Origin of the sequence: Chryseobacterium sp. 2VB (genome assembly GCF_005503635.1) — a bacterium.
In the GTDB taxonomy this organism is placed as follows: domain Bacteria; phylum Bacteroidota; class Bacteroidia; order Flavobacteriales; family Weeksellaceae; genus Chryseobacterium; species Chryseobacterium cupriresistens.
This window is the reverse complement of record NZ_SCNC01000011.1, coordinates 138950-150928: the sequence shown is the minus strand read 5'-3', so window position 1 is coordinate 150928 and position 11979 is coordinate 138950. Positions and strand designations below refer to the sequence as shown.

At 36.5% G+C, this 11979-nt stretch carries 10 protein-coding genes; 6 read left to right on the top strand and 4 right to left on the bottom strand.

What is annotated here, in order from left to right:
* Nucleotides 1-429 precede the first annotated feature (429 nt).
* On the top strand, nucleotides 430-3297 hold the full coding sequence (locus tag FFS26_RS12575; RefSeq protein ID WP_137905171.1) for a M16 family metallopeptidase: 2868 nt from the start codon (nucleotides 430-432) through the stop codon (nucleotides 3295-3297).
* Between the two features lie 115 nt (nucleotides 3298-3412).
* Here FFS26_RS12575 and FFS26_RS12570 read toward each other — a convergent pair whose 3' ends face one another.
* The 3 genes from FFS26_RS12570 to FFS26_RS12560 all read right to left on the bottom strand — a co-directional run bounded on the left by FFS26_RS12570 (nucleotide 3413) and on the right by FFS26_RS12560 (nucleotide 7694).
* Nucleotides 3413-4489: a GNAT family N-acetyltransferase gene (locus FFS26_RS12570; RefSeq protein WP_137905170.1), complete on the bottom strand. Its 1077-nt coding sequence runs from the start codon at nucleotides 4487-4489 to the stop codon at nucleotides 3413-3415.
* Nucleotides 4486-5484 carry a polysaccharide deacetylase family protein gene (locus tag FFS26_RS12565; RefSeq protein ID WP_137905169.1) on the bottom strand — a complete coding sequence of 333 codons (999 nt, stop codon included), beginning with the start codon at nucleotides 5482-5484 and terminating at the stop codon, nucleotides 4486-4488. Before FFS26_RS12565 ends, FFS26_RS12570 begins: the two co-directional genes overlap by 4 nt.
* A gap of 71 nt (nucleotides 5485-5555) precedes the next feature.
* Complete coding sequence (locus FFS26_RS12560) at nucleotides 5556-7694, bottom strand: S46 family peptidase (protein ID WP_137905168.1); 2139 nt, start codon at nucleotides 7692-7694, stop codon at nucleotides 5556-5558.
* Between the two features lie 419 nt (nucleotides 7695-8113).
* Here FFS26_RS12560 and FFS26_RS12555 point away from each other — a divergent pair, with 419 nt between their 5' ends.
* Nucleotides 8114-8599, top strand: a complete 486-nt coding sequence (locus FFS26_RS12555) for a copper resistance protein NlpE (protein WP_228406596.1) — start codon at nucleotides 8114-8116, stop codon at nucleotides 8597-8599.
* Nucleotides 8600-8641: 42 nt separating this feature from the next.
* Here the strand turns inward: FFS26_RS12555 and FFS26_RS12550 are convergent, their stop codons facing one another.
* Complete coding sequence (locus FFS26_RS12550) at nucleotides 8642-9289, bottom strand: MgtC/SapB family protein (RefSeq protein ID WP_137905167.1); 648 nt, start codon at nucleotides 9287-9289, stop codon at nucleotides 8642-8644.
* Nucleotides 9290-9511: 222 nt separating this feature from the next.
* Here FFS26_RS12550 and FFS26_RS12545 point away from each other — a divergent pair, with 222 nt between their 5' ends.
* From FFS26_RS12545 to FFS26_RS12530, 4 genes are all read left to right on the top strand, one after another.
* The gene (locus FFS26_RS12545) at nucleotides 9512-9910 is read left to right on the top strand and encodes an immunity 22 family protein (RefSeq protein ID WP_110011679.1); all 399 of its coding nucleotides are present in this window, start codon (nucleotides 9512-9514) and stop codon (nucleotides 9908-9910) included.
* Nucleotides 9911-10047: 137 nt separating this feature from the next.
* Complete coding sequence (locus FFS26_RS12540; protein WP_110011678.1) at nucleotides 10048-10782, top strand: protein phosphatase 2C domain-containing protein; 735 nt, start codon at nucleotides 10048-10050, stop codon at nucleotides 10780-10782.
* 18 nt (nucleotides 10783-10800) lie between these two features.
* A complete protein-coding gene (locus FFS26_RS22705) occupies nucleotides 10801-11256 on the top strand; it encodes a hypothetical protein (RefSeq protein ID WP_185149759.1) in 456 nt (151 codons plus the stop codon).
* Between the two features lie 12 nt (nucleotides 11257-11268).
* Nucleotides 11269-11979 carry a hypothetical protein gene (locus FFS26_RS12530; RefSeq protein ID WP_137905166.1) on the top strand — a complete coding sequence of 237 codons (711 nt, stop codon included), beginning with the start codon at nucleotides 11269-11271 and terminating at the stop codon, nucleotides 11977-11979.

Sequence of the window (11979 nt, the reverse complement as noted above, 5' to 3'; positions counted from 1 at the left end):
TCGAAACTCAATAACCAGAACCTCATCATTCATCATTCATCATTCATCATTAACCACTTATCATTAACGACTCCTACCCTAGCCCTGATAGAAATGGTTACCCCGCAGCTTGCGTCGGAGGGTCGGTTTTAGGTGTGGAGCCCTTCGGCTTCGCTCAGGGTGACAGCGTTGGAGTGCACGGGCGCGAGGAGTAGGAATGGATAGCAGGAAATAGCTCCTTATAAAGTTCGAGAGTTGGAGAGTTGGGAATATGAAATTATAGTGATTGTATATAATGGTATACGGGATTGACAAACAGTTTCTGTAGAATGATTCACCTTCTCAACTGTAATAATAGATGTAATAATGATAAAAAGAGGCTAACATTTTTTTTGATTCCTTACATTTGTAGTGCATTCCGGTTTCTAAGGGATGAAATGAGTTTTATATATGACAGACAGAAAATATAAGGAAACGGTACATACAGATAACAACCAATACGACTATATTACGGTAACCCATGACGAAAATAACGTCAGAATCTATACTTTGAAAAATGGATTAAAGGTTTTTCTTGCTCAGAATTTTGATGCCCCAAGAATACAAACCTTCATTCCGGTAAGAACAGGAAGTAATAATGATCCGGCTGATAATACAGGGCTGGCACATTATCTTGAGCATATGATGTTTAAAGGAACTTCAAAAATCGGAACCCAGAACTGGGAAAAGGAAAAAGAACTTCTTGATCAGATCTCGGCTTTATATGAAGAACATAAAGCGGAACAGAATCCTGAAAAGAAAAGGGAAATCTACAAAAAGATTGATGAAGTTTCCCAGGAAGCCAGCCAATATGCCATTGCCAATGAATATGATAAAGCGATTTCTTCTCTGGGAGCCAGTGGTACCAATGCGCATACCTGGTTTGATGAAACGGTTTACAAAAACAATATTCCGAATAATGAACTTGAAAAATGGCTGAAAATAGAAAAGGAAAGGTTCTCTGAAATTGTCCTTCGTCTTTTTCATACTGAGCTGGAATCGGTATACGAGGAGTTCAACAGGGCGCAAGACAATGATACAAGACTTGTGAACTACGAACTGATGGATGCTCTTTTTCCCACTCATCCCAACGGGCAGCAAACAACGCTGGGAAAACCGGAACACCTGAAAAATCCATCGATGAAGGCTATTCATAAGTATTTTGATGAATATTATGTTCCTAATAATTATGCTATGGTATTGGTTGGGGATCTTGATTTCGATGAAACGATCCAATTAGTTGATCAGTATTTCGGGACTTTACCTTATAAAGAGCTTCCTGCAAAAACACCCATTACTGAACAGCCTATTACAGAAGTTGTAGCCAGAACAGTAAAAAGCCCTACTACTCCACGTACTCAGCTTGCATGGAGAACAGATAGCTATGGAACAAGAGAAGCAATGCTGGCTGATATAGTTGCCAATATTCTCAGCAACAGAGGAGAAGCCGGATTATTGGATCTACACATTAACCAGACTCAGAAGATGCTTTGGGCTCAAGCTTTTTCTGTAGGATTAAGACAGTATGGATATTTTTCTATTGTTGCGGTTCCTAAGGAAACACAGACCCTGGAGGAAGCAAAGAATATGGTACTGGATGAAATTGAACTGATCAAGAAAGGAGATTTTCCGGACTGGATGCTGCCAGCCATCATCAATGATTTCAAACTTCAGAGAATGAAAGGTCTTGAAACCGCCGAAGGTCTTGCCACCAATCTTTACGATTCTTATATAAAAGGAAGAACCTGGGAAGAGGAACTGAATGAAATGGATGAGTATGCTTCTTTCACCAAAGATGACGTAGTGAATTTTGCCAATGAGTTTTTCAAGGAAAACTATGTGGTTGTGAATAAAGAAAAAGGGGTAAACGACAAACTGATCAGGGTTGAAAATCCAGGAATCACTCCTGTTAAGATCAACCGTGATACGCAGTCAGAGTTTCTGAAAGAGATTTTAGCGGATAAAACTGAGGATATCAAGCCTGAATTTATTGATTATCAAAAAGAAATCGTTACAGATGAGCGTAACGGAAAGAAATTAAGTTTCGTAAAGAATAAATACAACGATATTGCTCAGGTACATTTCATTTTCTCTTTTGGAAGTGATCATGACAGAGATTTAGGGGTTTCAACTCAGCTTCTTCAGTATTTGGGAACTGATACCCTTTCGCCGGAGGATTTAAAAAAGGAATTTTTCAAAATCGGAATCAGCAATGATTTTAAAACAACGAACAATCAGCTGACCATCTCACTGAGCGGACTGGAAGAAAATATAGAAAAAGGAATTGCCCTTCTTCAGCATTGGATGCGCGATGTGCAGCCTGATCAGGAAATCTATAATCAGTTTGTGGGAACAGTACTGGAAAACCGCCAGGCCATGAAGAAAGATAAAAACCGTATTATAACGGCCCTGAACAATTATACAAAGCTGGGCAGCAACTCGCGTTTTACGGATGTTATTTCTAAGGAAGAGCTTGAAAACAGCAGTGCTGAAGTTTTTACAGACAGAATGAAAAAGCTTTTCCAATATCCTTATCAGGTATTTTTCTATGGTAAAAATTTTGAAACCTTTACAAAATACATTGGTGAGTACATAGAACCTGAAAGCCTTCAGATACCGGAAGCCAAACTGTATCCGGAACCGGCAACCGGAGGAAACGTGTATTTCATCAACTATGATATGGTTCAGATGGAAATGAGCAAGATTGGTAAAGGAAACAAGGTGAACCCGCTTCATTTTGGAAAAATCAATGTTTTCAATGAATATTTCGGAAGAGGGTTATCTTCCATTGTTTTCCAGGAGATGCGGGAAAGTAAAAGTCTTGCCTACTCTGCTTATGTTTCTTATGCCGCGAACTCGGAACTGAACCATCCCAATTATGTAACGACCTATATCGGAACCCAGCCTGACAAGCTTATGATCGCTGTAGATACCCTGAATGAACTGATGAACGAGCTTCCGGAAGTTCCTATTCAGTTTGAGAATGCCAGAAATGCAGCTTTGAAACAGATTGCTTCAACAAGGGTTACCCGAAACAATATATTCTTCAATACCTTAAGACTGCAGAAATTAAATATCTATCATGATTTCAGAAAAGATATTTATGAACAGATCCAGCACTTGGCATTTGAGGATATCAAGCATTTTTATCAGACAGAAGTCAAATCAATACATTTTAACACCGCTATTATCGGCAAAAAAGAGAATCTTGATATGGAAGCTGTCAACAAAATGGGGATATTTAAAGAAGTAAGTCTGAAAGATATTTTTGGACATTAAAAAACAAACCGCCTGATCATTCTATCGGGCGGTTTGTTTTTTTATAAGTAATGAATGATAATTGATCACGTGTAGCTCATCATTCATCATTCATCATTCATCATTCATCATTCTATTACGTCATCATGCAATCTCCGTCACCATCCTGATAGTTTGGGTTAAAATGACCGGGAAGCAATTCCAAAAGATTTTTATGAAACAGGTACTCCCTTTTAAAATCACGTTCATAGATAGGGGAAAATACTTTTGACTGTTGTATTTCCCTGTTTAGTACGGTTTGATAAGAAGTAAAGCCTTTTACTTTATGACTCACGATGAAATACTGTAAAAACCGGATAACCTCATCGAAATTACCGTCCGTAAAAAGGTAAGGTATTTTAAGATAGCCATCACGGAGCTGCAGCAGAAAACAGGATGTAATCTTGTTATTTTTATTTAAAATTTTGATCCAGAAATATTTAAAGCTGTCGGCAAAACTTGAAAACAGGTATTTTTCATCTTTTTTGCCTTCCAAAACCCAGGGATTTTCTATAAAAGAATTGATTTCGTCTGCATTGCGCATCCCGGGAAACCTATTCATAAAATCTGCACTTTCTTTGTCGATGTGATCCAGAACTTCATATTTAAAATCTGGTTTTGGTGCGGCCAGGTTCTTTATTGAGATCACTCCATTGGCAGCAGCATCCAGAATTTGAAAAAGAGGTTTCAACGGTTGTGTTTCCGGTTTCTTTTCAGGAATCATTTTAGCGGCATCGGTTCTGAAGTAGTAGCGTTTGCCTTCTTTGGGAAAAACATAGTCAAAAACACCCATAATATTGTAGAGTGCTTCTGCTTCTTTGGTAAATTCTGTAATGGCAATCCGGCCTTCGTATTCTTCAAAAACTTTTTTCAGCAATGCTTTCGCCGGTCTTTTTTTTCTGTATTCCGGGTTTACATACAGGGTACTGAGCCAGGCATAGCGGATTTCTTTTCCATCAATGATAAAACAATCCGGAAAACATCCCACATAACCGATCAGTTTTTCTTCATAAAAAGCAAGAATAAGAAGTGTATCTTCGTCTGCTGCTTTTGGATTCTGAATATGAGACAGCGCACGGTGTCTGGTAACCGGAAGGAAATCATACTGCCGGAAAGCTCCGGAGGATATAAAATCTTCCAGTTCTTTTCTATTGAATGTTTTCAGCGCTATCATTTTCTCACAATCGTATTTTTATTCATCAGGCTTTTCAATCTGAAATAAGCTGTTTCTTTTTTCAATATCCGAGCTCCACTCTCTCCCATTTCCATAGGAATTCTTTGAAAGTTTCTCTTCACACTGTCCAGTTTTATACCGGCACACCCAAAGCTGCAGTAGATCTCTTCATTTTTATAAAGTTCATCAAAAAAATCTTTCTTTACTTCAAAATCGGTAAACGGGAATGCAAAACTTTCGTACAAAAAACCATTTTCTTTTAAATAGGCAAAGGTTCTGTCAGTTGTTGTCATCTGTTCTTTCAAAGACAAATCGCCATATTTGGGATGATCCCAGCTGTGCGAAGAGATTCCGAAGCCTTTTCGGGTAAGTTCTTTTAATTGATCCGTACTTAAATAAGGTTGGTACTGTTTTGAATAGGCTTTAAAATCTACCTCAAGTTTTTCACCAAGCTGATCCAGAATATCTTTTTCCTGATAATTTATGGATAAAATTTTCTTTTGTAAAATCCTTCTATCCATATTTTTCAACGACAGGATAAAATAAATTTCGGGATCTATGGTTTTTATTTTTTCAGCAGCATCGGCAAGCAGGCTTGCCTTACATCTGAACATCATCTCTTTATTATCAATGAAAGCAGGATTGATAAAATTACAGGCATAAATTCCTTTACGTTCCAAAATGGGAGCCGCAATATCATAAAACTCTCTGAAACCGTCATCAAAAGTTAAAAGGGCAATTTTTTTTGAAGGCTTAAAACTTCCGGCCCTATAATCCTTAAATTCCTGCCAGTTCACAAACTGAAAATTCCTGGCCATATGATCAAGATCTTCTTCAAACTGCTGAGTCGTTTTATAGCGGATCACATGTTTTAAATGAGGAAGTTCTTTGTCGGAAACACTGTGATAAAGTGGCAGACAATAGTCCAGCGGAAATGATTTTCCGATATTCCCAGTTTCAAAAGCTGCCAAAACATTGATGATCCTTTCTTTCATCCTATTGTAAATAAAAAAGAATCTATTCAAAACTCAATTCAAATAGATTCTTAAAGGTATAACTTTTAAAATTATTTTATGATCTTCATTTCATCAACAATCCACTTTGAATCTGCGAACTTATCAATGATGAAAAGAATATATTTTGTATCTACCATGATGTTTCTGCTGAAACGCGGGTCATAATTGATATCACTCATCGTTCCTTCCCACTGTCTGTCGAAATTCAATCCGACAAGGTTTCCGTTAGCATCAAGAGCCGGGCTTCCCGAGTTTCCTCCGGTTGTATGGTTGGTAGCAGTGAATCCTACTGGAACATCACCCGTTTTATCTTTATAGATTCCGAAATCTTTTTTGTTGTAAAGATCAATCAGTTTCTTTGGAACATCAAATTCATAATCTCCGGGAACATATTTTTCCATTACCCCTGCAAGGTGAGTCTGGTACCCGTAAGAAACGGCATCTCTAGGAGTAGAACCTTTTACTTTACCGTAAGTTACACGAAGTGTTGAGTTCGCATCCGGGAAGAATTTTCTGTCTTTATCCGTCTGCATCTGCTGCGCCATGAATTTTTTCTGCAGAGCATCAATTTTTGCCTGCATTGAAGTGTATTGCGGATCTGCAGTTTTCATATAGGTTTCCTTCATAGAAACATATAATTGATAAATAGGGTCTTTCTTTAAAGTCCTGATCAGTTTATCCTGATTAGAAAATGCTTTATCAATATCAGCAGTTAAAGTTCCTCCGTTTACGGCAGTTCTTCCTGTAATGACAGAGTTTTTAGACATGTCTTCTACAACAGGAATATTAGCGTTCTCATCTTTATATTTGCTGAATCCTGCCGGTAAAAACTGAGGTGCCGTTTTATTAACGTACAAAGCCAATAGTTTTGCAGTTACTTTTGCATCAAGCTCAGCACTGTAATCTTTATAGAAAGAAGTTAATTTCGTTTTCAGCTTTGATAGTTCTTTTTCATCCATTCTTCCTGCTTCTACAGACGCAACGAAATCATAATAATCACCAGCTAATTTCAAAGTCTCCGCATTTTTGATTACTTCTGTATAGTAAGCGTTGTTTAATGCATAAGGAGCCTGATCATTGTACAATTTATTCAGCTGATCCAAAGTATTTTTGATCTCAGGATTTTTAGCGACCAAAGAACCTTCATACATTACTTTCTTTTCTACAGCATTGGATTTTTTCAATCCTTCTACTTCACCGATCCATTTTTTCCAGTAGTTGGCTACTGAAGCATATTTTGAAGCATATTTGATACGGGTTTCATTGTCAACACGCATTTTTTCGTCCAACGTTTTCAGAGCCACATCACGTACCGCAATTCTTGCAGGGTCAATATCTTTCATGATCTTCTCTACAGCGATTGCAGGAAGGTATTCTGTAGTTCTTCCCGGGAATCCGAAAACAAAAGTAAAATCGTTCTCGTTTTTATCTTTGATAGAAACCGGTAAATAGTGCTTTGGAACGTAAGGCACATTGTCTTTTGAATATTCTGCAGGTTTGTTGTTCTTGTCTGCATAAATCCTGAACATCGAGAAATCTCCGGTGTGTCTCGGCCAAACCCAGTTGTCTGTATCGCTTCCGAATTTACCGATGCTTTGAGGAGGAGCTCCTACAAGACGGATATCTTTATACGTTTCGATGGTATAAGCATAGTATTTGTTTCCATAATACATTGGTTTTACCATGATCGACTGGTAAGATTCAATTTTTTGAGAGTTTTTATACACCTCAATATTGTTGTTGATCTTTTTAGTAAGTTCAGGTTCTGTAAGATTGTCCGTACCTTCTAAAATAGGATCAGTAACTTCTTTTATATCTACAATAAAATCTACTTTTACTCCTGGGTTAGGAAGTTCACCATCTGTATTTTTTGCCCAGAATCCGTTTGAAAGAAGATCATTCTGAACGGTAGAGTGTGACTGAATCTGCCCAAAACCACAGTGATGGTTCGTTAAAAGCAATCCTTTAGGCGAAATAATTTCTGCAGTACATCCGCCGTTAAACTGTACAACCGCATCTTTAATGCTTGGTTTCTGAGGATTGAAAATATCTTTTGCAGAAATCTTCATTCCTAAATCCTTCATTTCCTTTTCATTCAGCTCTGTAGGAATCCACATTCCTCCATATTGTTGCGCAAATGCCATTGCAGCTGGCAAAAGAAATACAGATAAAAGTATCTTTTTTGTCATAATCAAAATTTTGCCCCAATTTACAAAGAAAAATATGAACATGCTTTATAAAACGGGGGGAAAAGTTACTAAGAGTTCGTTTTTGAAAATAGAGATCGTCAATAGTGAATTTGCTTCGCAAGTGAATGGTGAATTTTTATAATCAAACAGTAAGTAAATTCATTAAAAATTGACAAGCGAAGCGAATTGGCTATTCACCATTCACAATGCATTCAAAAGTTGAATCGTCAATGGTCAATTTGCTTCGCAAGTGAATGGTGAATTTTTATAATCAAACAATAAGTAAATTCATTAAAAATTGACAAGCGTAGCGAATTGACTATTCACCATTGCTCAATCTGCTGTTCAATGTTCTTCTGGCTCAATTTTTGTTGATTGGAAGTAACTTTATTATTAAAAACATCCTTAAATTAATTATTATGATGAAAAGTAAGATGCTCATGTTGGGAATGGCATCAGCTCTGTTCCTTGCTTCATGTTCTAAAAAAGAAACCACTGAAACAACAGCGACTACAGATTCTGCTACGGCTGTACAACCTGTTGCTGCAGACAGCATCACTAAAGCTACTCCTACAGCTGCTGGTGATACGTCTGAAAATGCTCTGGACTGGGCCGGAACTTATGAAGCAACAGTTCCTTGTGCAGATTGTCCGGGAATCAAGACATCTTTAACATTGAATGATGATAAAACATTCAGTATCACGGAGGAATATCTTGAGAGAAATTCAAAAAATCAGGATAAAGGCTCTTTTGAATGGGATGCTACAGGAAGCATGATTACTTTAAAAGGGAAAACAGCCCAATATAAATATAAAGTGGGTGAGAATATGTTGATCCAACTGGATATGGAGGGAAAAGAGATCAATGGCCCTAACAAAGATCTTTATGTATTTAAGAAAAAATAAAAGTAAAGGCTTCGGCCTTTACTTTTTTTGCTTTTTTACCGTCTAAAACTGATACGCTTTAATTTTCGGATCATCCACCAGACGGCCGATGACTTCCTCATGATGGCTATTTTTTCCGGTAAGCCTCCATATAACGGTAAAGCTTTCCTGGGAATACTGCTGTTTAAGCATCTGATATCTTAAATGATTTTCTTTAAATATATTTTCACAATATTTAATATCCTGCGAGTCTGTTACAGCAATTTTGTATTCCCTTACTTTATTATAATTATCAATAAAATTCTGGAGATAAGTCAGGGCACTTAAAATAAGTAATACCAACGTAGTTCCCAACAATGCAATATAAACATAACCGGAACCTACAGCCATTCCAATAGAAGCAGTTGCCCAGATAGTAGTTGCTGTGGTAATTCCTTCAATTTTATTATCGCTTTTGAAAATGACTCCTGCGCCCAGAAATCCGATTCCTGTAATAATATTGGCGGCAAGACGATCCGGATTGTCCACACCTATTTTTATAGAAAGTATGGTAAACAGGCAGGCACCAAAACATACGAGAATAAAGGTCCTGAGACCGGCCGACTTATTACGGTATTCACGTTCTGCACCAATAAACAGTCCTAGAATAACTGAAATAAGGATCAGCAGCAATTCATTTTTAATAAAGTAATGGTCCTGAAGAAAATCCATCTTTTATAATTTAAACTGAGAATAAATTTACAATAAATACTATTAAGGAACTATCTTTGCTGAGGAGATTTTGCGTTGCTGCCCCAAAAATTTGTTTCACGAAAAACTTTTGTAATGTTGCATTTTGATTGCAGGAATTATCTTGTATCAAAGGGATATTTATCAACGTGGGAAAATATCACTTATTAAAAAAATCAAAAAAAATAATACTTATATACAATTATGGATAAAGAAATTTCACACTTCTGGTTAGGATATTTCAAGAGTGAAGAAGACTTTTACAACTTTGTAGAAGAGGATGAAAATTACTATATAGAGGAAGAAACTGATGATCAGTATGTTTCCAGGTTTGCAGAATCACAGAGCATCAAATGGTTTGATGATGATTTTATAGAATATGGTTTTGAGGATGAAAGCCTCAGTCTTTATGATAAGTTTGCAGAGTATTCTTATGCTGACCAATGGCTTCCGGTTCTGGAAAATAAATTAAACGAACTCAGTCTGGATACGCCCGTAAATGCTATTATTTTCGCCACAAGATTTGTTATTCCTAATCCTGTTTCTGTAGAAAATGATGATTTTTCACTGCATTATATGGGAGAAATAGAATACGATATTTAATAACCAAAGCAAAACTGCTTTCTCAACACCGGCAACAAGTGATTTCATGATACGTGTGATCACTTGTTGCTATTTTATATCTATAATGAGGATGAAATAAGGTTACATTAAAAAAAATAAATCTATTTTAGCATGTAATGAATTTATATTCTACTCTACAAATCGGAGATTATCATATTAACCATTGTGAAGACGATCTTCTCATCAAAAAAATCAGTTCTGATAAGATTTTGTGTGCTGTGATGGATGGATGCTCTACAGCTATGGACAGTCATTTTGCGTCAACACTTACTGGAAAGATTTTACGTAAAATCATTATTGAAAACGGTTACAAGGCTTTATATGAAAAAGGCAGCCAGCAGAGTCTGGAAGAAGAGCTCAAAAAAATCATAAAAGGTTTATTCAATGAACTCAAATTTGTAAAAAATCATCTGATGCTGGACGAAAAAGAGTTGTTATCTACTCTTATAATCCTGATTTACGACATCACAAAGGACGAAGGATTCATCCTAGCCATTGGTGACGGAGTTGTCTGTATCAATGGAAATATCACGGAATTTGACCGTAATAATAGACCGGATTATTTAGCTTATCATCTTTATGAAGACTTTGAAGAATGGTATTCCCGTCAGTCTCAGAAATTATTTTTTGATTGTCTGGATGATGTTTCCATTGCTACTGATGGTATTTTGAGCTTTTCAAAAATTAAAAAAACGAATTCTGAAGAAATGATCAATTTTGCTGAATATTTAATGATAGACCGTCAGAATAGCCAAACTGAAGAAATGCTTAACAGGAAACTAAAGCAGTTGGAACATCAGTACGGAGTAAAACCTACAGATGATTTAGCTATTGTAAGAATGATAAAATAATTCAGATATTTGAACATCATGAAAGAATCCAAACCTCATCAATTCTACTCTTTTCTGAAGAGATGGCTCATTATTACCATCTTTATTTCAGTGGTTACATTCTTACAATTTTACTGGTCAATGGGAACCCTTTCAGAACGTGTTTCAAGCGGCTGTATAGACTGTTCATTTTTTGAAGATGCGGTGTATATATCCCTTATAGCCGGTGGGTTCTTATCAATTGTCTTTTCTCTGCTTTTCTTTGTTAAAAAGATTATCTTCAAGGTTTCAGTCGAATTCCTGTTGCTGATCTTTGTCTGGTTATTTTGGAACTACACCCTATTTGTAGACAGGGAATCTTCCTGGAGTAATTACGACTTCAATTCGGAAATGCAATATACAGTTTCACTTTCCTTTCTTCCTGTTACCGTACTGGGATGTTTGTGTGTCGTAATTTTACATTATCAGGAAATAAAAGCTAGATTTGTATCTTAAAAACAAAAACCATTGAAAAAAATCATTTCCTCTTTACTTTTTGCTTCTTTAATTGCTTATTCATGTAACAAAACCAAAACACAGACTCCGAAAAACTCTTCGGGCATTATAAAAAAGGATACGGCACCAGTTCAGAAGGAGCAGTTGACAGCAGGAAAACAAGTCTCAGATTTTGTATCCAATCCATATGAAATTCAATACGAAACCGAAGGTGATCTCAACCAGGACGGACTTCCTGATAAAGCATTGGTTCTTAGAAAAAAAGACGACACTTTAGCACAGAGAACCATGATAGTCCTTCTAAAGAATCCTGACAAAACATACCGGTTATTTAAAAGTTCTGAAACCGTTCTTCCCGATGAATACAATGAATCTGGCTATAAAATACACGATCCTGAAGACATCAGTATTGAAAAAGGAACATTGGATATCAATCTTTATGATATCGGACCTTATGGTAATCAGTTCAGTAAATTCAAATATGTGAATGACGACCTGATTCTTACCTATGTTGAAACGTATAATATGAGTGCGGGTTCCCACTCTGCCCTCTATTATGAGCCTATGAAAGGTAAAGTAACACTGGAAACAGTAAATACCATGGAAGAAGAAATGCCGTCTGAAACTAAAAAAATACAGGTAAAAAAAGAAAGATTCTTATTTGAAAATGTTTCTCCTGATGAAGTTGTCAGCAATGTTTATAATTCTGTAGGACAAGAGTAA

Bases quoted from the DNA above. Each gene is read 5' to 3' on its own strand.
- FFS26_RS12555 (WP_228406596.1), top strand. From the start codon at position 8,114: ATGATGAAAAGTAAGATGCTCATGTTGGGAATGGCATCAGCTCTGTTC.
- FFS26_RS12570 (WP_137905170.1), bottom strand. From the start codon at position 4,489: ATGATAGCGCTGAAAACATTCAATAGAAAAGAACTGGAAGATTTTATA.
- FFS26_RS12540 (WP_110011678.1), top strand. From the start codon at position 10,048: ATGAATTTATATTCTACTCTACAAATCGGAGATTATCATATTAACCAT.
- FFS26_RS12545 (WP_110011679.1), top strand. From the start codon at position 9,512: ATGGATAAAGAAATTTCACACTTCTGGTTAGGATATTTCAAGAGTGAA.
- FFS26_RS12565 (WP_137905169.1), bottom strand. From the start codon at position 5,484: ATGAAAGAAAGGATCATCAATGTTTTGGCAGCTTTTGAAACTGGGAAT.
- FFS26_RS12560 (WP_137905168.1), bottom strand. From the start codon at position 7,694: ATGACAAAAAAGATACTTTTATCTGTATTTCTTTTGCCAGCTGCAATG.
- FFS26_RS22705 (WP_185149759.1), top strand. From the start codon at position 10,801: ATGAAAGAATCCAAACCTCATCAATTCTACTCTTTTCTGAAGAGATGG.
- FFS26_RS12550 (WP_137905167.1), bottom strand. From the start codon at position 9,289: ATGGATTTTCTTCAGGACCATTACTTTATTAAAAATGAATTGCTGCTG.
- FFS26_RS12575 (WP_137905171.1), top strand. From the start codon at position 430: ATGACAGACAGAAAATATAAGGAAACGGTACATACAGATAACAACCAA.